Origin of the sequence: Oxalobacter vibrioformis (assembly GCF_027118995.1) — a bacterium.
In the GTDB taxonomy this organism is placed as follows: domain Bacteria; phylum Pseudomonadota; class Gammaproteobacteria; order Burkholderiales; family Burkholderiaceae_D; genus Oxalobacter; species Oxalobacter vibrioformis.
On sequence record NZ_CP098242.1, the window covers coordinates 360,202 to 378,325 of the forward strand.

Here is an 18,124-nt window from a genome sequence, read left to right on the forward strand (position 1 = left end):
TCGCTTTTATTTTTGTTTTGCCTTTTCCATCATGCCGATGAACCGGTCAAAAAGGTAATCGACATCTCCGGGTCCGGGAGACGCTTCGGGATGGCCCTGGAAACAGAATGCAGGTTTATCGGTGCGCTCAAAGCCTTGCAGGGTGCCATCAAACAGTGAACGATGTGTCACACGGCAATTTGAAGGCAATGTCTCGGCATCCACAGCAAAACCATGGTTTTGAGACGTAATCATTACTTTACCGGTGTCCAGATCCTGCACAGGATGATTGGCGCCATGGTGGCCAAACTTCATCTTGCCGGTCTTTGCCCCTGATGCCAGCGCCATGATCTGATGCCCCAGGCAAATACCGAAAACGGGAATCCCCTCTTCGATAAGTGCTTTGGTCGCTTCAATGGCATAGGTACATGGCTGCGGGTCTCCCGGGCCATTGGAGAGGAAGACGCCGTCAGGATTATAGGAAAGTGCATCGGCTGCGGTGGACTTTGCCGGCAAAACCGTCACGCGGCAATGGCGCTCTGCCAGCATCCGCAGAATATTGCGCTTTACACCATAATCAAAAGCGACCACGTGGTATTTCGGATCAGTCAGCTTGCCATATCCCTCACCCAGACGCCATTGTGTCTCTGTCCAGTCATAAGCCTCGGGAGTAGTGACTTCCCTGGCAAGATCCAGCCCGGAAAGCGACTTAGCAGAACGCGCCAGTTCCAGCGCGGCTTTTTCATCTGTGCCTGTGACAATCGCTCCGCTCTGGTTACCCTTTTCTCTCAGGATACGGGTGAGCTTGCGGGTATCAATACCGGCTATCGCGACGATATTGCCGGCTTTCAAGTAATCCGGAAGGGATTGGGTGGTTCTGAAATTGGATGTCAGCGGCTGCACATCCTTGATAATCAGTCCTGCGGCATGAAGCCGGGTGGATTCCACATCCTCGGGATTTACGCCTGTATTGCCGATATGGGGATATGTCAGTGTGACGATCTGGTTGCTGTAGCTGGGATCGGTCAGAATCTCCTGATAACCGGTCATGGAAGTGTTGAAAACCACTTCGCCTGATGTCTGACCCTCTGCGCCAATGGAATAGCCCCGGAAAATGGTACCGTCAGCTAATGCCAGTATGGCTGGTTCGTGTTGACCTAATGGAAATGACAAAGGTAACTCCTGTCTGGTTACCGTAACAGCACCGCGTCATCAGGCCGCATAAATCTACCGAATAGTTTTTTTCTTATTCGGATATAGATGTTTTCACAGGGATCTGGATATGCAGGCGCTACGGTTGAATTGAATTGTTTTACCAACGGGATTATAGCCGAGAATCCCCTTCCCGGTAAACCGCTCCGGCTTTTTTTCTACCCTTTCCTACTGAAAAAATCAGGCATGATCGTCGTAATTCAACCCCATTGCCCCCCGCACGTCCCGCATGGTTTCCTGCGCCAGGCGACGGGCTTTGTCACAACCAGCGGCCACAATCTCGCGCACATAAGCCGGGTTATCCAGATATTGCTGGGCCCGCTCATGGAAAGGTGCCTGTTCGCGAATAATGGCATCGATAACCGGCTGCTTGCATTCAATACAGCCGATACCGGCCGTGCGGCATCCTTTCTGTACCCACTCCCGGGTATCATTATCCGAATACACCACATGAAACTGCCAAACCGGACATTTTTCAGGATCGCCCGGATCGGTACGGCGAACGCGGGCAGGATCCGTCTGCATGGTCCGTATCTTGCGGTTTACCTCATCCGGTTTTTCCCGAAGCGAAATCGCATTGCCATAGCTTTTCGACATTTTTTGTCCATCCAGCCCCGGCAGGCGGGAAGCCTCTGTCAGCAATACCTGAGGCTCAACCAATATCTGTTTGCCCGTTCCTTCCAGCCAGCCCACCAGCCTTTCACGATCAGCCATTGACAGGCTGCCGGCACCTTCCAGCAACGCACGGGCCTCAGCCAGCGCTTCGGCACTCCCTTTCTCCTGGAACTCAGTCCGCAGCGAAACGAATTGTCTGGAGACTTTCCCACCCATTTTTTTCACGGCTTCCTGCGCTTTTTCAGCAAAGTTTTTTTCCCTGCCATACATATGATTAAAGCGGCGTGCCATTTCCCGCATGATTTCGATATGCGGAATCTGGTCTTCCCCCACCGGCACCTGATTGGCACGATAAATCAGCACGTCAGCCGCCATCATGACCGGGTAGCCCAGAAAACCGAAGGTGGCGAGGTCTTTATGGGAGATTTTTTCAATCTGGTCCTTGTATGTCGGCACCCGTTCAAGCCAGCCAAGCGGCGTTGCCATACCCAAAAGCAGCGTCAGTTCCGCGTGTTCTATTACCCGTGACTGGACAAAAATCGCGGCTTTTTCAGGATCAATGCCGGCTGCCAGCCAGTCAATCACCATATCCCATGTGCTTTGCTCAATCGTCTCTGCCTCATCATAGTGAGTAGTCAGCGCATGCCAGTCGGCAACGAAAAAGAGACTTTCCACTTCATTCTGGATACGAATCCAGTTTTTGAGGGCGCCATGAAAATGGCCCAGATGCATTGCGCCTGTCGGACGCATACCGGAGACAACTCTAGCAGGATACATGATGGCTCACACTAACGTAAGAAAATGGTAACGGGATAAAGAATCGTCTGAATAACTGCTGCACCGGCCTGAATCAGCGGACGCATCCAGTAGTTCAGCATCTTGAAGTAAACCAGTGCCAGCACGATAAAAAAGCCATAAGGCTCGATTTTCGCAAACCGCCACGCCAGATTAACCGGAAGCAGGCTGGTCAGAATCCGGCCGCCATCAAGTGGCGGAACCGGAAAAAGGTTAAAGGCAAACAGCACCAGATTGATCAGGACACCGGCGTCAGCCATTTTAAGCAGAAAAGGTTCCTGCAGGCCACTCACCACCACGATGATCTTGAAAATCTGCCACAACAGTGCCATAAAGAGATTGGATGCAGGCCCGGCAAGCGCAACGAGTGCAGAACTGCTGCGAGGGTTGCGCAGGTTGCCGAAATTAACCGGCACCGGCTTGGCATAACCAAAAATAAAAGGGCTTTTCAGGAGGATAAGTGCGGCAGGAATGATGATCGTGCCAAGCAGATCAATATGGCGGATGGGGTTAAGCGTCATCCGCCCCAGCGAATAAGCGGTGGTATCGCCGAAATATTTTGCTACATAGGCATGAGAGGCTTCATGCAGCGTGATGGCAAACAGGACGGGCAAGATCCAGACTGCAATGGTATATAGGGTATCGTTCATCGGGGAGATTTTACCAGAGGCGCAACTGATTGATAATGGTTGGCAAAAGCGCTCCCCGCTGTGTCATGATATTTTGTGATTACAATCCGAATACAGCCGCATCACCGCCACCCTTGCGCACCAGAACCGGTTCCTTATCCGTCATATCAATCACTGTTGTCGGGATAAAGCTGCAGGCACCGCCGTCCACAACCACATCAACCAGGTTTTTCAGTTTTTCATTGATGACTTCCGGATCGGTCAGCGGATCGGTTTCACCCGGCAGGATCAGTGTCGTACCTAAAAGCGGTTCCCCCACCTCTTCCAGCAGCATCTGCATGATGCGGTTATCCGGTACACGAATGCCGATCGTTTTGCGGGAGGGATGGCTCAGACGCCGCGGCACTTCTTTCGTGGCTTCTAAAATAAAAGTGAATGAGCCTGGCATGGCCGCTTTCAGCATCCGGAACTGGCTGTTGTCGACCTTGGCATATGAGCCGATCTCGCTTAAGTCACGGCACATCAGTGTCAGGTGGTGCTTTTCATCCACCTGACGAATCTGGCGAAGCCTGTCAGATGCACTCTTGTCCTCGAGCCGGCAGGCCAGTACGTAGCATGATTCGGTAGGCACAGCAATAATGCCGCCCTTGCGAACAATCTCGGCTGCCCGCCTGATCAGGCGCTGCTGGGGATTGTCGGGGTGAATCTGGAAAAATTGACTCATAACTGCCTCCTTTTGCTGGCGGGATCTCCCCGCATCTCAACATGGTCAGACGACGTTGTTTTGCAGCGTTTCGATCCGTTTCTCAATCGGTGGATGGCTTCTGAACAGCGCCAGAAACTTGTTTGAACTGGTGATACCCGCGGTAACCAGATTCTTGGGCAGATCGCCCGACTCAATACCGCCAAGACGCTGCAGCGCATGGATCATCGGCTGGCGACGGCCCATCAGCTTGACGGAACCGGCGTCGGCACGGTATTCACGGCGGCGGGAAAACCAGGCCACAATGATGGATGCCAGCACACCAAATGCAATTTCACAGACAATAACGGTGATATAGTAGCCAGCACCGCCCTCGCTGTCGGAATCACGGGAAATTGCCTTGTCCACAACAAACCCGACAACACGGGCAAGGAAAATCACAAACGTATTGACGACGCCCTGAAGCAGGGTCATGGTCACCATATCGCCATTGGCAATATGTGCCACTTCGTGTGCCAGGACAGCTTCAACTTCCTCATGGCTCATGCTTTGCAAAAGCCCTGTCGAAACAGCAACCAGTGCGGAATTTTTAAAGGCACCGGTTGCAAAGGCATTGGGCTCTCCTTCATAAACCGCCACTTCCGGCATACCGATGCCGGCTGTTGTCGCCAGTTTTTCCACGGTGGAGACAAGCCATCTTTCGGTTTCATTGGCCGGGCTGGTAATGACATGGGCGCGTGTCGAACGCTTTGCCAGGAATTTGCTGAGGAAAAGGGAAATAAATGAGCCGGTAAAACCAAAGACCAGCGCAAAAACAAACAGGGAATAGTAATCAATACCCTGTGCCGTCATGTATCGCCCTGCACCGAGTAATGACAGGACAATGGACGCAACAAGCATGACAGCAAGGTTGGTAACAAGAAAAAGAATAACTCGCATTATTTTCAGTTCCGGTTAAGAAGATAAAAAAACAGATTCGACAAAAATATATATAGGATCAGGCTAGAGCATTTCAAGAGAGATGTCACCTGAACTCATGGCATAGTGCTATTTTAATGGTAATAATTTGTAAGCTGTGACCTTTTCAGCCTGCGCTCGCTCAAAACCAGTCATACCAGACTGGTGTCAAGCCATCCGGAAGGGGAGGAATCCTTCCCACATCCAGATAGGTTTCTCCCGGCGCATGAAAATCAGAACCGGCCGATGCCAGAAAACCATACTGCTTTGCCAGATCCGCAAAATAAGGATAAAGATCGCGGCTGTGGCTGCCCGTGACCACTTCAATCCCGACACCCCCCAACTGCTTGAAATCATCAAAAAGCGCGAGGAGCGACTGTTCAGATATTTCATAGCGCCCCGGATGTGCAATGATGGCAATTCCGCCAGCGCTTTTGATCCAGTTAATCGCATTTTCCAATGTGGTCCATTCATGAAACACATAAGCCGGCCTTCCCTTTTTCAGGTACTGCTCAAACGCATCGTTTGTCGTGGCACAGATTTTTGCGTCAACCAGGAAGCGGGAAAAGTGTTTACGTGAAATAATGATCGGATCGGATACCTGTTTCACAATGCTTTCATAAGCACCAGCAATGCCCTGCTTCTCAAGCCGCCGGCCAATTTCAACCGCCCTTTCCACACGCCCTGCGCGGTTGGCATCCAGCTTGCTGACGAATTCCTGATTGTTTTCATCAACATGCAATCCCACGATGTGAACGGAACGTCCGCCCCAGGTAATGGATATTTCAACGCCCGGCACAAGGTGAATCCCGGCCTTCTCGCTGGCCTCTTTCGCCTCCCCAACGCCCGTGACCATATCATGGTCCGTCAGGGCCAGCACTTTTGCACCGTTGGCTGCGGCGCGCGCCACCAGTTCGGAAGGCGTCAGCATGCCGTCAGAGCACCTGGAGTGAGAATGAAGATCAATATTGAGCATGGGAAAGGCAATGGTGTCTCAAACTGCTATTGTAGTACGAGAGTGAAAAAATTGCCTGTTTGACCCTGTCAGACAAGGAAATCCTCGATCAGTTCCGCAACAACCTCAGGCTGGTCCTGCTGAACCATATGCCCGGCATCCGGGATCATGACGACTTTCACATCCGGAATAACCGAGGCACGGCTCCGGATTTCCTCTCGCCCCTTTTCGTAATCACCCATTCGCATACCCAGAAGGGAAAACTCCCCATCCACCATCAGTGTGGGCGCGGTAATCAGACCCCAACTGGCTAGCACTTCATCCATGCGTGTCATGACGGGATTAATACGGCGATGATGGGGATCGGCCAGAATCCGCCACATGCCATCCTCATTCTGCTGCGCCCAGTGCGATGCGATAAAAAGCGCCCGCTCATCAGTCAACCGTGGATTATTTCGCTTGACCCGGCGAACCACCTCATCCAGGCTGGCGAACCCTCGAGGCTTGTCATATGCATGCAGTGAATCCAGCCATTTCCCATAACGCGCAGCCGCCTGATCCGGCTCCATCCGCATCATGCCGTACCCTTCCAGGCTGACAAGCTGCCTTACACGCGCAGGACGCACACTCGCATAAAGACAGGCGACATTCCCTCCCAGGCTGTGCCCGAGAAGGCGCACCGGCGTATCGCGTGAATAATGGTTCAGCAATGCGTCAAGGTCTGCCAGATAATCCGGGAACCAGTAGCCATCCTTTGCATGAGAGGAATGACCAAATCCTCGCCAGTCGGGGGCAATAATATGCCATTCCTCCTGCAAGGCATCTACGAGAAACTGAAAGGTAATGGATGAATCCATCCAGCCGTGCAGCATGAAAATTGCAGGCGCGTCAGCACTTCCCCAGTGACGGATATGAAAACGCATGCCGCGCACGGAAAGAAATTCTGACCGGGAGAGTTTCATTGGCAATCGTAAATATTCGAAATAAATTCAGGAATGAAATATATCACTCCACCGGTATTAGCGGATAAAATCAGGTGAAATCAGGGGCGTGTCACACCGTACTGCATACTTAACGTCAACGGGCATGCCCCCCAAACTGACAGGAAAATTTATGGCCAATATCTACCGTTTAAAAGAGCATATTCCGCAAATTCACCCCTCAGCCTACATCGCGCCCAACGCGACCCTGATCGGCAATGTCGTTGTCGAAGCCAACGCCTCTGTCTGGTTCAATGCGGTCATACGGGGTGACAATGATCTTATCGTTATCGGTGAAGGTTCCAACGTGCAGGATGGCGCCATCCTGCACACCGATCCCGGCCAGCCCTTAATAATCGGGAAAAACGTCACCATTGGCCACATGGCCATGCTCCACGGCTGCACCATCAGTGACAACGTCATTATCGGCGTACGTGCCACGGTGCTGAATGGCTCGGTCATTCCGGAAAATACGCTGGTAGCTGCCGGTGCACTGGTATCCGAAAACAAGACATTTGAGCCCGGCTCGCAATTGATGGGGGCACCGGTGAAAATGACCAAAAAGCTGGATGAAAGAGTCGCACGCAGAATTCCGGGCGCAGCCAACTATTACATCCAGAACCGGCAGCGGTATAAGGAATGGTTGATGCAGGTACCGATAGATGAAGCCCGCAGAGAACATTTCACCTACCAGGAATCCGAAAAAAAATAACAGCCAACCGGGTGGTTTTACGATCACGCAATGCATGAATCCGGTATCAGAGTAAAATGGCCTCTTTTCCTGGTACGAAAATAACATCATGAAAGACCGTCTGCAAAAATTTCTGTTTGAACACGCCGCTGTTCGCGGTGAATTCGTTGACCTGACCGAAGCCTGGGAGCAGGTGCAGGAAAATCATGCCTATCCGCCTGCGGTAACCAGCCTCCTGGGAGAAATGCTTTCTGCTGCTGTTTTACTGGCCAGCAATATCAAATTCAATGGCTCACTGATCATGCAGATACAGGGCGATGGCCCGGTTCGCCTGCTGGTTGCCGAATGCGATTCCAGTCTGCATGTCCGGGCAACTGCCAAGCTGGCAGAAGATGCGGTTATTGCGGATGATGCCTCCCTTCGACAATTGGTGCACGCCCGTGGGCGAGGACGCTTTGTCATTACGCTGGATATGAATGACAAGGTACCGGGGCAGCTTCCCTATCAGGGCATTGTATCGCTCGAAGGAGAAAATCTTGCAGAAGTTATTGAAAACTATATGCAGCAATCAGAGCAGCTCAGCACCTGTATCTGGCTGGCAGCCAACGATTCGGTTTCACGCGGTCTTCTTTTGCAAAAACTGCCGGAAAAAACAGGAGAAGACGGACTGAGCCAGAAAACAGAAGAAGAAGCACGGGTATGGGATCACCTGGTTGCGCTGTCTTCAACGTTAAACCGGGATGAAATGCTCGGCACGGATATAGACACCCTGCAGCATCGTCTTTTCTGGGAAGAGGACATCCTGTCCTTTGAGCCTCAGCAACCAATATTTTCATGCAGCTGTTCCCGCCAGAAAGTCAGCGATATGTTTCGCATGCTTGGCGAAGTCGAAGTGAATGAGGCACTGGAAGAACAGCAGGGAAAACTGACTGTGAATTGTGACTTCTGCGGCAAGGGATACGATTTCGACAGAGTTGATGTCGCCCAGGTTTTTACAGAGGATACCAGTACCAATCCGGCAGCCGGCCCAAAAAACGCCATGCACTAGGGCGTGTTAACACTAGACCGCTGTTCGCGAAAAGTCGTTTTGTTTCAAAGGGCAAGGCGCATCGGAAAATCTGGATGCAGGCGTAGTCAACCTACGTCAAATTCAGATTTTTCGAGGCAACACCGCCATGTGGGACATAACGGCTTTGCAGCAGGCTGTTTAGTGTTAACACGCCCTAGGGATGTCACTCAACTTATGCACCCTTGATCTTTTTGACCAGCCTGATAATTCTGTCTGCAGATAGGGGATCGGTGAGTACAGGCAAGATACACAGCGCATTGAGCTGATCGTGTGAAGAGACATTCCGATTGCCTGAAAGTGAATCCTTCAGGACTTCCAGTTGTACCTGCCGCCGTTTTTCAGCAAACTCGGGCGGGCTGTCTATGGCAGCAGCAATTTCAAGCCTGAGCAACTGCTCCGAAAGATGCGACTGACGGGACTTCAATGCTTCGACATACGCTGCATCCCTGGCTGCCAGTGCGTTTAATGCTGCATCAAAACGCGGGCGCAACATTTTTTTCCACTCATCTGACGGCTGTGACTCCCACAGGGATTTCAATTCATCGGCCAGTTCAGGCTGATCCGGCAGGGCATTTTCCCCTTTCTGGCAAATAGAAAGTTTCTCAATCAACGCAGCAATCCGGCGGTTTTTTTCTTCTTCCTGCATTGTCCTCATCCGGGACAGAAGGGCTTCCACTGCGGCGTTATAACGTTCTTGAATAACACCTTCCTGCTCCTTCGGTACAGGACCGGCACCGCGCCATTGCCCATCAGCCTCCCTGAGAGCCTGCTGTATTTTTCCAACCGTTTCTGCGAGGTTTGTTTCCAGATTTTCGCAGAGTTTTTCCTTTTCGCGCAAACTGTCCAGCCGCTCTTTTTCCGCCACTTCATTCAGTTTGCTGCGATGGGCAAAAATGGCTTCTGATGCACTTCGGAACTGTTGCCACAACTTCTCGTCCTCACGGCTGTCCAGGGGAAACGCCCGGGCCCTTTCCTGCCATTTTTCCTGCAATTGCCGCGCCATCCGGCCTGATTTTTTGTCCTGAGGCTCAAGGTTTCTGACTTCTTCTATCAGTTCCTTTCGCCTTTGCACTTGGATTTTCGTCTCTTCCTTCAGCAATTCATCCAAAGGGCGCATAACCGCGTCAAGCTCGGCGTTCAGCCGTTTTTTCTCTTTTCGGGTAATCGGCCCGATCTGCTGCCATGTGCGCTGTACCTGTCTCTGATATTCAACCAGCGAGCGCCAGTTCATCTCATTTTCTTCGGGCGGCAGCTTCAGCGTTGAAAGGATCTCCCGGGCACTGTCTACCAATGCCTGCGCTTTCTCTTTATTCTGTTCACGTGCAACGGCCTGTGAACGGGCATATTCCATGACCGGCTCATACGCATGGTTACAGGCTGCATCAAATTGTTGCCACTGGCTCTTGGAAGCCATCCCTGAAGATTCATTCAATGCTTTCCATTTTTCCCGTGCATCGACAACCGCAGCAGCCAGCTCTTCCAATGGATAATTCTTTCCGGGAAGTGCCTCTACAATGCGAAGCAGTTGTTCGCGGGAAGCATGTCCTCCCCATCGTGCCCAATCAGCAAGATTTCTGAGTTCAGAGCGCAACTGAACCAGCATGGCCTTTTGTTCGAAAGACGGCTCAAATACAGAAAAATCCAGGTGCGTTATCCGCTCGCTTTGCTGTGTTGCCTCACGAACTGATCCTTCCTCAATGGCTTTTTTCATGAGAGAAAGGGAATAGACAAAAAGTGATTCGATTTCGGTGGAAGAGAGTTTTTGCCCGGTTTTTTCGTGCTCTTGCCTGTCGTCCCGGGAAACCCGGGCAGCAAGCGCATCAAATCTTGCCTGGAGATCAGACAGGCGTTCATCATCATTTCCGACTGGAAACGCCCGCCATTGCTGCTGCAGATCCTTCAGCGTCAAAGTGGACAGATCCGCACTTTCCCATGCCGCCAGCATCTCTATGCGTACCGCCAGCGCTTCATGGTTTTGCCTGTGCTGCTGTGTATTGCCAGCAAGGCGCTCTTTTGCTTCGTCAACGTCATTGATCAGGTGCCGCGGCAACGCAGTCCACTCACGCGACTGAACCCGGTTTTCAGATAATGCCAACAGTACGGTGAGCCGGGCTTCCCGTTCTGGCGGGGTCAGCGCTGCCTCTTCTTCTTCAAGCTGCAAGAGCGCAGAAAGCGTATCCATGACCTCGCGCTGCAATGCCGCCTGATCCGTCAGGCGCTGCCTGATTGCGTCACGAATGGCCTCATATTGCCGCACAAGCCCCGCATCATCAGCATCTGCTTTTTTAACGGTATCCCACTGGCGATCAAGATCTGCCACCAGATTGGGGAGCAAGTGAACTTCATTTTTCAGGTGATTGGCTAAATCAACACAGGCCAGGATCTGTTCCTGCTGCTTCTCGCGCTGTGAAAGCGCGTCCAGCCTGGACTGCACCAGGCGGGTGACACGCCGGTCAGTATTTCGCAGGGCATTTCTGATCTGCTGCAGCAGGACTTTGGAATGGACTTTTTGTGCCGCAATAAAACGGGCATCAGCCGATGAACTTTGCAAAATGAATGCGGCCGCCTCATTCTCATCGTCAGGCAATGCCTCAGCCTGCCGGATTGCTGCCTGCCGCACTTCATTGGCTGCTGCCTGCCGGGCATTTTTCTTTTCTTCTGAAAATGAAATGGAATCAGGCTGTTTTTTCCCGAAGCGTTGTAATAAAAAATTAAACATAAACCTGAAATCCAAATCGGCAATCACATTGCGAGGACATTCATGATAACAAGACTCTGGCAAAAAGCGCTTCTCAAAAAGACAAGAAAACGATTTTTTTATGCTCTCATAAAAAAATCCGCGGATTACAGCCAGATATCGGCCTTCCGGAAAAACGGAAAACAGAAATATTGCGGAAAAATACTTTCAGGAGGGGAAAACTGCAACCAACCGGAAACCGGTCAGTTGCAAAGACATCCCATCGTTAATTACCACAGTAGCACTGGCTGGTGCAATGACGGTGCATATCATAGGATTTTGGCAATTGCTCACGTTCTGCCAGGATATCGTACATGGCCGCCTTGCGATTATGGATACCCATCACCAGTTGGCGGTCAAATTCCGTTTTCATGTAAATGCGTTTTAAATAGGCAGCATGATGCCTGGATATAAATCTTTTCATATCAACCTCACCCGTTAATCTTTTTGAGATATACCGGAAATACCTTGCCGGCCTGTCTGGTAAAACAGACGGCAGTACTTCCAGGAAGTCGTCAGCTGTTTTGAAGGAGTGCTTGCTGAACGACCGGTTTACCATGTATCCGCGTCAAATTGGATGGCGGGAGTTGTCCGCTTCCAACATGCAGAGAAGACAATTCCAAGCCTTGTAAGCCGGAGTTATCTGTCAGCTTATATTTTAACCCTGAATCTGCTTTTTCGTCACGCCCATTTATTGATAAAGGGCAATATTTCTCCAGATGGTCATCATCCAGATCAATAACGACATGGCGGCTGATTTCATCAGTCTGCTCGCGCATGAATATTCTGGCCAGGGAAAACCAGCTTTCACGGGGAATATTCTCCTGAGCCAACGGGAAAATCAGGCGTTCTTCGATTTCAAGCAGTTGAAACATTGTCTGACAGTACTGCTCCACCAGCGCCTTTGATACGGCACTGGCATTGCCTCCTTCTTTCAAGACCTGATACAGGCTCAGGCAGACAGCCGCATGCAGGTTGGCTGAAGACTGGTGCAGTACCTCATGATCAGCGATCAGCCTGCTGCTTTCCGGTACCTGCTTTTGCATTTCAGGCAGAAAGTGAACTTCCAGTCGCCGGAGACAGCATTGGCTGTGCAACGGATAAGCAAGCAGGAGCAGCTTTTCCAGCGCCTCCTGCTGGTATTTCCCACTCTCACAGAAGTCTTCTGCCCAGCGTTTCAAACGCGACAGATCTTCCCGCAAGCGATCATTTTCCAGTTGCATGGCAACCTGTACATAAGTACTCGACAGCATGTTTTTACTCCGGTTTTTGCAGCATGAAATGGATATCGTTGATAAAGAGTCCTGCAAAACAGCAAAGTTCCACCTGTTCAATTCACTTATTACGGCAGAATTCGCTATTTTTTCAAGGGGTAACATGAAATTTTTTATGTATTTCCACATCTGCGCCTTGCAAAGCCACAACAGGAAAAGGAAAAAACAGGAAAACAATACGCCGTCAGCACAGCAGGATGACGGCTGGAAAAGTAAAACAGGGGATCTGGCAACAGCAAGGATGGGCAGGCAGTGATATATTAGTGTCAAAAAAACCGTTTGATGCCACATCCATTTTAGAAAGTTGAGCGATGAATGAGACTTTGCAATTGATCCGGCAACGCCGTTCCATCAAAAAATTCCAGGAAACGCGGGTACCGGATGATATGGCAGAAGCCATCCTTGAAGCCGGCAGGCTGGCTCCCTGCTCCATGAACCGGCAGGAACGTCACTTTACCGTGGTTCAGTCACAGGAATTGATGGCTGACATGAACCGGGAATCAAAAGCTGTTGCTGTCGGCGTCAAAGACCGCTATCTCAGCCTGATGGCACAAAGCGAAAACTACAGTATTTTTCATCATGCGCCATTACTCATTATTGTCTCAGGGCCTGATGAACCAATGGTGGAATCCGATTGTGCCGCTGCCATCCAGAACATGATGATTGCGGCTGAATCCCTGGGTTACAGTACCTGCTGGGTCAATTACGTGCTTTTTCTTTTTCAGGGATCCAAAGATGCTGAATACCGGGAAAAGCTCGACATCCCCGAAAGGTATTGCCCCTATGGCGCACTCGTCATTGGCACCAAAGAAGACGGCCCTCCCGGAGAGCGCACAATACGGGGAAATACAGTCAATCATATCCGCTGAGCGCTCTTTCCTGTATAAAAAAACCTGACTGACGTCAGGTTTCAGACTGCTGACAAAGTATTGCAAAGTCCCTGGCGTTAAGCCTGGGATTTTGCTTTAATGGAATTGCTTATAGATATCCGCATAAAAGGCAGGCTCTGATGCTAAAGACACCGACACCGCAGCAACACGAATTGGAGATGGTCACCCTTGAAGAACTGGTTCCCAAAGACCATCTATTAAGACTGATAGACCGCCACATCCATTTTGACTTTATCAGAGAGCACACCGCCCATCTTTACAGTGCGGACAATGGCAGGCCCGCCCTTGATCCCGTAGTTTTATTCAAGATGCTCTTCATTGGGTACCTATTCGGGATAAGATCAGAGCGCCAGATAGAGCGTGAGATTCAGGTTAACGTAGCCTACCGCTGGTTTTTAGGCTTACGCCTGACAGACCGTGTTCCAGACGCCAGCACCCTTTCCCAGAACCGCCGTCGTCGCTTTGCTGGCACAGACATAGAACAAGTCATTTTTGACGAGATTGTTGAGCAGTGCATCCGTCATGGATTAATAGGCGGTCGCGTTTTTTACAGTGACAGCACACACCTCAAAGCCTCGGCCAACAAGAACCGTCACGAACGTCACCTTGTTGAGCAAAAGCCCGTTGCCTACCTTGCAGAACTCAACAGCGCCATAGAAGCCGACCGTTATTCCCATGGCAAAAATCCCCTTTCAGACAGAGACGACGAACCGCCCTCACAAAAAGAAATCAAAGTCAGCCCGGCAGACCCTGATGCTGGCTACCTTGTTCGTGATGGCAAGCCCAAAGGTTTTTACTACCTGGACCACCGCACCGTTGACGGCAAGTACGCCCTGATCACAGACACCCATGTGACGCCGGGAAATGTCCATGACAGTGTTCCTTACCTGAAGCGTCTTGACAGGATGCAGTCACGTTTTGGATTTGAGATACAGGCCGTAGGCTTGGATGCAGGTTATGACACACCACACATAGCCAAGGGACTCATAGAGCGAGGCATATACGGCGTTATCGGTTACCGTCGTCCGAATCACAAGGCGGGCTACTTTTACAAGCGGCAGTACAGCTATGACCCTCAAGGAGACTGTTATCTCTGTCCCAATGGAAAGCTTTTACCTTACCGTACGACCAACCGTTCAGGGTACCGGGAATATGCCTCTCAACAAGGGCAATGTACGGACTGCGCCTTTCTTATGCAGTGTACCCAGAGCCGCAACCAGATAAAACTGATCACCCGGCATATTTGGCAGGGCTTCAAGGAACAGGTTCATGACAATCGCCTGACGGCAAAGGGCAAGGCGATTTACCGTCGGCGACAGGAAACGGTAGAGCGCAGTTTTGCGGATGCGAAAGAGTTGCACGGTCACCGTTATGCGCGTTACCGTGGTTTATCGAAAGTGAAGGGGCAGGCGCTTTTAGCGGCAGCGTGTCAGAACATGAAGAAGATGGCACGCCTGCTTGAGGCAGCAAGCCTTGCTTTTTTGCGCCATTTCCCGGGAAGATTCGGCCTTGTCATTGGGATATTTCGGCCAAGGGGGCTTAATGGAAAATGTGATTGCTATTTTAATTTTGTTTTGATCTCCCGATAATGCGCCAATGAAAAAACCCCACTTCGAAAAAAATGGGGTTTGTCAGCAGTCTGAAACCTGACTGACGTCAGGTTTTTTGCTTGCCTGTAGCGGCTCCCACTGCTTTGGAAAAGCCTTATCCACAGGTTCCTATGGCACCACAGGCAATGCAGAAATCACAGCCATCCTTGCGGATCACTGCAGTATTGCCGCATTCATTACAATGCCTGCCGCTGGAAAATACGGCTTGTGAACGACCAGACACTGACCGTGCCGGTTCATCTACCACCACACCCAGCGGTTTGACCGGATGTCCTTCCGGCGTCAGGATGCCCAGCATGACATAACGGTGAATCACCAGTTGGGCAATATAGGCAACGGTCGACGGGAAGCTGGCCTGTTTTTCACTGCCCGGCACCCTTGCCAGGAAATCTCCCCGCGGTTCCGCGTAATTCAGCAGCTTGCGCAGCTTCATGCCGATCCAGGCAGGATCAATCACCCGCATATCCACTGACAACAGTTTGCACAGCGCATCAATCGCATGCGGATGGGCACCCGTCAGCCCCATGCTGTATGGCCGTCTTGTTCCATCCGGCATTTGCAGCTCTTTTAACATCAGGACAAAATCATCACCAGTGGACGGGTTCTGGACATCTGCGACCCAGGCAAGCGTACCATCAGCACCGGTTCTGGGTTCATTGGGAACAAACAGGGCATTCATTACCGGACGAGGATCATCTTTTTGATAATCCAGCGCGCCGAGCTGGTTATAACGCCATGTCAGGAGGCGGGAAAAGGCAGCCGTAGCACTGGGTACCAGGGCAAGTTCCCCGTTTGGCGGAACCGGCATTTCAAACGAATCCCCCTTGGCGGTTGCGAGCATGGCAAAACGATTTTCAAGCCATGCCCGATCATTCGCACGCATATCCGTGGACAGCATCTTGGCAATGGCATCCAGACCGCGTGGGGTCTGCCCGCCAAGCACCCATACCTCAAAAGGAATACCGTCCTTGTCTGACACCGCGATGGCAAATTCTCCCTGGGGCGTCATGATCTGCTCACTGATCCAGGCAGAAGCTCCTGCCGGCAAAGCCGGGCGGGAAGGCCAGCGAAGGGAGGCCAGGGGCGCCGATGTCACCACTTCCTTTAAGATCATGCGCCGGTCCTGTTCCGAAAGCACCGCATGTAATGACGATACCTCTTCCTGCTTTTTCATTTCTTCAGGCGACGTTTCTGTCGGGACAGAAAGAATCGCCGTACGCACGCTGTTCGGACGATAGGTCGTAATCCCCTTTAATCCTTTTTTCCACGCCTCAAGATAGAGGTTCTTGAAATCCTCGTACGGGTATTCTTCTGCCACATTGACTGTCTTTGAGATGGCAGCATCCACATAGGGCGCGACTTCCGCCACCATGAGCATATGATCTACAGCGGAAATTTCCAGTGCGGAAACGAACGATTCCGGCAGTCGGGAAACATCATGTCCCATCGAACGATACAGCCGGTAAGCATGGTCTTCTACCACATAATTCTTCTTTGACCCATCCGGCATGCGTTTTACCCGGTTGTAAAACCAGGAAAATGCCGGCTCAATCCCATTGGAGGCATTGTCGGCAAAGGCAAGCGAAATGGTGCCGGTCGGCGCGATGGAAGTCAGATGGGAATTGCGGATGCCATGCTGGCGAATGTCTGCCTTGATTTCATCAGGCAAACGGGAAACGAATCCGCTTGCCAGGTATTTTTCGACATCCAGCATGGGGAAAGCACCCCGTTCCCTGGCAAGCTCAACCGAGGCCGAATACGCCGCATCGCGCATGGCTTTGGCAATCTGAGCGGCAAGCTCACGCCCTTTGGCCGAGTCATACCGGATGCCCAGCATAATCAGCGCATCTCCCAGACCGGTAAATCCCAGGCCAATCCGTCTTTTCGCTTCGGCTTCGCTGGCCTGTTCTTTCAGCGGCCAGCGTGTCGCTGTCAACACATTATCCAGCATACGCACAGCCAGGCGGGTTACCCTGGACATCATGTCAAAATCAAAACGCGGCTCTGCTGAGAAGGGGCTCCGCACATAGGAAGCGAGATTGAGACTTCCCAGGCAACAGCAGCCAAAATCCGGCAGGGGCTGCTCACCGCAGGGATTGGTTGAATCCACGACTTCGCAGTAAGCCAGATTGTTTTCCCGGTTAATACGGTCAAGATACAGGATGCCCGGCTCAGCGGCATTGTAGGTGCTCAGCATGACAAGATCCCATATGTCAGCCGCCTTGATGGTGCGATAAACCCATTTGCCATCTTCCCGTTTATACGCCCCTGCCGCTTTCAGCGCGTCATTGGGTTCTGCGATGTGCGCCAGCTCAAAATCGCCACCAGCCTCAACCGCTTCCATGAATACATCCGTCACCCCGACTGAGACATTGAAATTGCTGAGCTGCCCTTCCTCCTGCTTGACGGTGATGAATTCCTCAATATCCGGATGGTCAATATTGAGTACCGCCATTTGTGCACCACGACGGGCTCCGGCTGATTCCACTGTTTCACAGGAACGGTCAAAAACCCTCATGTACGAAATCGGGCCTGACGCACTGCTCCCGGTCCCCCTTACCAGGGCGCCTTTCGGGCGGATCGCAGAAAAATTGTAACCAACGCCTCCCCCCTGCGCATGGTTTCTGCGGCCTGGGCAAGTGCGGTATAAATGCCGGGCTTGCCATCAACCATACTGGTAATGGAGTCACCTACCGGCTGGACAAAACAGTTGATCAGCGTGGTTTCAAGTCCTGTCCCTGCGGCGCTGCTGACGCGCCCGGCAGGGATGAATCCATTTTGCATCGCCCACAAAAATTCTTCCTGATATCTTTTCCGGCTTTTCGGAGACTCCACCTCAGCCAGCGCAACTGCCACACGCCCCATCACTTCATCTGCTGTCGTTTCTTTTCCCTTGGCATATTTCTCCATCAGGACTTCCTGAGAGATTTCCTGTGGCGTGGCGTGTGCTGCGGCTGCACTTTCATTTAATGGCATAAATCACCCCAAAAGAAGCAATAATAAAAACAAATGATAGAAATTTACCGGA

At 51.5% G+C, this 18,124-nt stretch carries 15 protein-coding genes and 1 pseudogene; 5 read left to right on the forward strand and 11 right to left on the reverse strand.

Features of this window, described 5'->3' with window-relative positions; all coding sequences use genetic code 11:
* Window positions 1-6: 6 nt before the first annotated feature.
* The 7 genes from carA to NB640_RS01940 all read right to left on the reverse strand — a co-directional run bounded on the left by carA (window position 7) and on the right by NB640_RS01940 (window position 6,807).
* Entirely contained in the window at window positions 7-1,152 is a 1,146-nt protein-coding gene (carA, locus tag NB640_RS01910) for a glutamine-hydrolyzing carbamoyl-phosphate synthase small subunit (protein ID WP_269309454.1), read from the reverse strand.
* Between the two features lie 219 nt (window positions 1,153-1,371).
* Complete coding sequence (locus tag NB640_RS01915) at window positions 1,372-2,583, reverse strand: tryptophan--tRNA ligase (protein ID WP_269309455.1); 1,212 nt, start codon at window positions 2,581-2,583, stop codon at window positions 1,372-1,374.
* Between the two features lie 11 nt (window positions 2,584-2,594).
* A complete protein-coding gene (locus tag NB640_RS01920; protein WP_269309456.1) occupies window positions 2,595-3,251 on the reverse strand; it encodes a site-2 protease family protein in 657 nt (218 codons plus the stop codon).
* Between the two features lie 79 nt (window positions 3,252-3,330).
* A complete protein-coding gene (locus tag NB640_RS01925; protein WP_269309457.1) occupies window positions 3,331-3,954 on the reverse strand; it encodes an L-threonylcarbamoyladenylate synthase in 624 nt (207 codons plus the stop codon).
* 45 nt (window positions 3,955-3,999) lie between these two features.
* Window positions 4,000-4,875, reverse strand: a complete 876-nt coding sequence (gene htpX, locus NB640_RS01930; protein WP_269310375.1) for a protease HtpX — start codon at window positions 4,873-4,875, stop codon at window positions 4,000-4,002.
* A 157-nt stretch (window positions 4,876-5,032) separates the two neighbouring features.
* A complete protein-coding gene (locus NB640_RS01935) occupies window positions 5,033-5,866 on the reverse strand; it encodes a PHP domain-containing protein (RefSeq protein WP_269309458.1) in 834 nt (277 codons plus the stop codon).
* Window positions 5,867-5,934: 68 nt separating this feature from the next.
* Window positions 5,935-6,807, reverse strand: coding sequence for an alpha/beta fold hydrolase (locus NB640_RS01940; protein WP_269309459.1), 873 nt, complete (start codon window positions 6,805-6,807; stop codon window positions 5,935-5,937).
* A 151-nt stretch (window positions 6,808-6,958) separates the two neighbouring features.
* Here NB640_RS01940 and NB640_RS01945 point away from each other — a divergent pair, with 151 nt between their 5' ends.
* Window positions 6,959-7,537 (forward strand): gamma carbonic anhydrase family protein, encoded by a 579-nt coding sequence (locus NB640_RS01945; RefSeq protein ID WP_269309460.1) that lies wholly within the window; start codon window positions 6,959-6,961, stop codon window positions 7,535-7,537.
* Window positions 7,538-7,625: 88 nt separating this feature from the next.
* Window positions 7,626-8,564, forward strand: a complete 939-nt coding sequence (hslO, locus tag NB640_RS01950) for an Hsp33 family molecular chaperone HslO (protein ID WP_269309461.1) — start codon at window positions 7,626-7,628, stop codon at window positions 8,562-8,564.
* A 193-nt stretch (window positions 8,565-8,757) separates the two neighbouring features.
* Here hslO and NB640_RS01955 read toward each other — a convergent pair whose 3' ends face one another.
* From NB640_RS01955 to NB640_RS01965, 3 genes are all read right to left on the reverse strand, one after another.
* A complete protein-coding gene (locus NB640_RS01955) occupies window positions 8,758-11,304 on the reverse strand; it encodes a DUF349 domain-containing protein (RefSeq protein WP_269309462.1) in 2,547 nt (848 codons plus the stop codon).
* Window positions 11,305-11,548: 244 nt separating this feature from the next.
* A complete protein-coding gene (locus NB640_RS01960) occupies window positions 11,549-11,695 on the reverse strand; it encodes a hypothetical protein (RefSeq protein ID WP_269309463.1) in 147 nt (48 codons plus the stop codon).
* A 142-nt stretch (window positions 11,696-11,837) separates the two neighbouring features.
* A complete protein-coding gene (locus NB640_RS01965) occupies window positions 11,838-12,575 on the reverse strand; it encodes a hypothetical protein (RefSeq protein ID WP_269309464.1) in 738 nt (245 codons plus the stop codon).
* 124 nt (window positions 12,576-12,699) lie between these two features.
* Between NB640_RS01965 and NB640_RS01970 the strand changes: the two genes are divergently transcribed.
* The 3 genes from NB640_RS01970 (at window position 12,700) to NB640_RS01980 (ending at window position 15,075) form a co-directional block, all read left to right on the forward strand.
* A complete protein-coding gene (locus NB640_RS01970; RefSeq protein ID WP_269309465.1) occupies window positions 12,700-12,852 on the forward strand; it encodes a hypothetical protein in 153 nt (50 codons plus the stop codon).
* Between the two features lie 55 nt (window positions 12,853-12,907).
* A complete protein-coding gene (locus NB640_RS01975) occupies window positions 12,908-13,465 on the forward strand; it encodes a nitroreductase family protein (RefSeq protein ID WP_269309466.1) in 558 nt (185 codons plus the stop codon).
* Window positions 13,466-13,605: 140 nt separating this feature from the next.
* Window positions 13,606-15,075, forward strand: a complete 1,470-nt coding sequence (locus NB640_RS01980; RefSeq protein ID WP_269308711.1) for an IS1182 family transposase — start codon at window positions 13,606-13,608, stop codon at window positions 15,073-15,075.
* A gap of 115 nt (window positions 15,076-15,190) precedes the next feature.
* On the opposite strand, the pseudogene NB640_RS01985 reads toward NB640_RS01980, so the two are convergent.
* Window positions 15,191-18,072, reverse strand: a pseudogene (locus NB640_RS01985) (adenosylcobalamin-dependent ribonucleoside-diphosphate reductase).
* Between the last annotated feature and the right edge of the window lie 52 nt (window positions 18,073-18,124).

What these genes read in the sequence shown, in the direction of transcription:
- hslO (WP_269309461.1), top strand. Translation starts at nt 7,626, where the DNA reads ATGAAAGACCGTCTGCAAAAATTTCTGTTTGAACACGCCGCTGTTCGC.
- NB640_RS01975 (WP_269309466.1), top strand. Translation starts at nt 12,908, where the DNA reads ATGAATGAGACTTTGCAATTGATCCGGCAACGCCGTTCCATCAAAAAA.
- NB640_RS01980 (WP_269308711.1), top strand. Translation starts at nt 13,606, where the DNA reads ATGCTAAAGACACCGACACCGCAGCAACACGAATTGGAGATGGTCACC.
- NB640_RS01965 (WP_269309464.1), bottom strand. Translation starts at nt 12,575, where the DNA reads ATGCTGTCGAGTACTTATGTACAGGTTGCCATGCAACTGGAAAATGAT.
- NB640_RS01970 (WP_269309465.1), top strand. Translation starts at nt 12,700, where the DNA reads ATGAAATTTTTTATGTATTTCCACATCTGCGCCTTGCAAAGCCACAAC.
- NB640_RS01940 (WP_269309459.1), bottom strand. Translation starts at nt 6,807, where the DNA reads ATGAAACTCTCCCGGTCAGAATTTCTTTCCGTGCGCGGCATGCGTTTT.
- NB640_RS01915 (WP_269309455.1), bottom strand. Translation starts at nt 2,583, where the DNA reads ATGTATCCTGCTAGAGTTGTCTCCGGTATGCGTCCGACAGGCGCAATG.
- NB640_RS01925 (WP_269309457.1), bottom strand. Translation starts at nt 3,954, where the DNA reads ATGAGTCAATTTTTCCAGATTCACCCCGACAATCCCCAGCAGCGCCTG.
- NB640_RS01955 (WP_269309462.1), bottom strand. Translation starts at nt 11,304, where the DNA reads ATGTTTAATTTTTTATTACAACGCTTCGGGAAAAAACAGCCTGATTCC.
- NB640_RS01920 (WP_269309456.1), bottom strand. Translation starts at nt 3,251, where the DNA reads ATGAACGATACCCTATATACCATTGCAGTCTGGATCTTGCCCGTCCTG.
- NB640_RS01945 (WP_269309460.1), top strand. Translation starts at nt 6,959, where the DNA reads ATGGCCAATATCTACCGTTTAAAAGAGCATATTCCGCAAATTCACCCC.
- NB640_RS01960 (WP_269309463.1), bottom strand. Translation starts at nt 11,695, where the DNA reads ATGAAAACGGAATTTGACCGCCAACTGGTGATGGGTATCCATAATCGC.
- NB640_RS01935 (WP_269309458.1), bottom strand. Translation starts at nt 5,866, where the DNA reads ATGCTCAATATTGATCTTCATTCTCACTCCAGGTGCTCTGACGGCATG.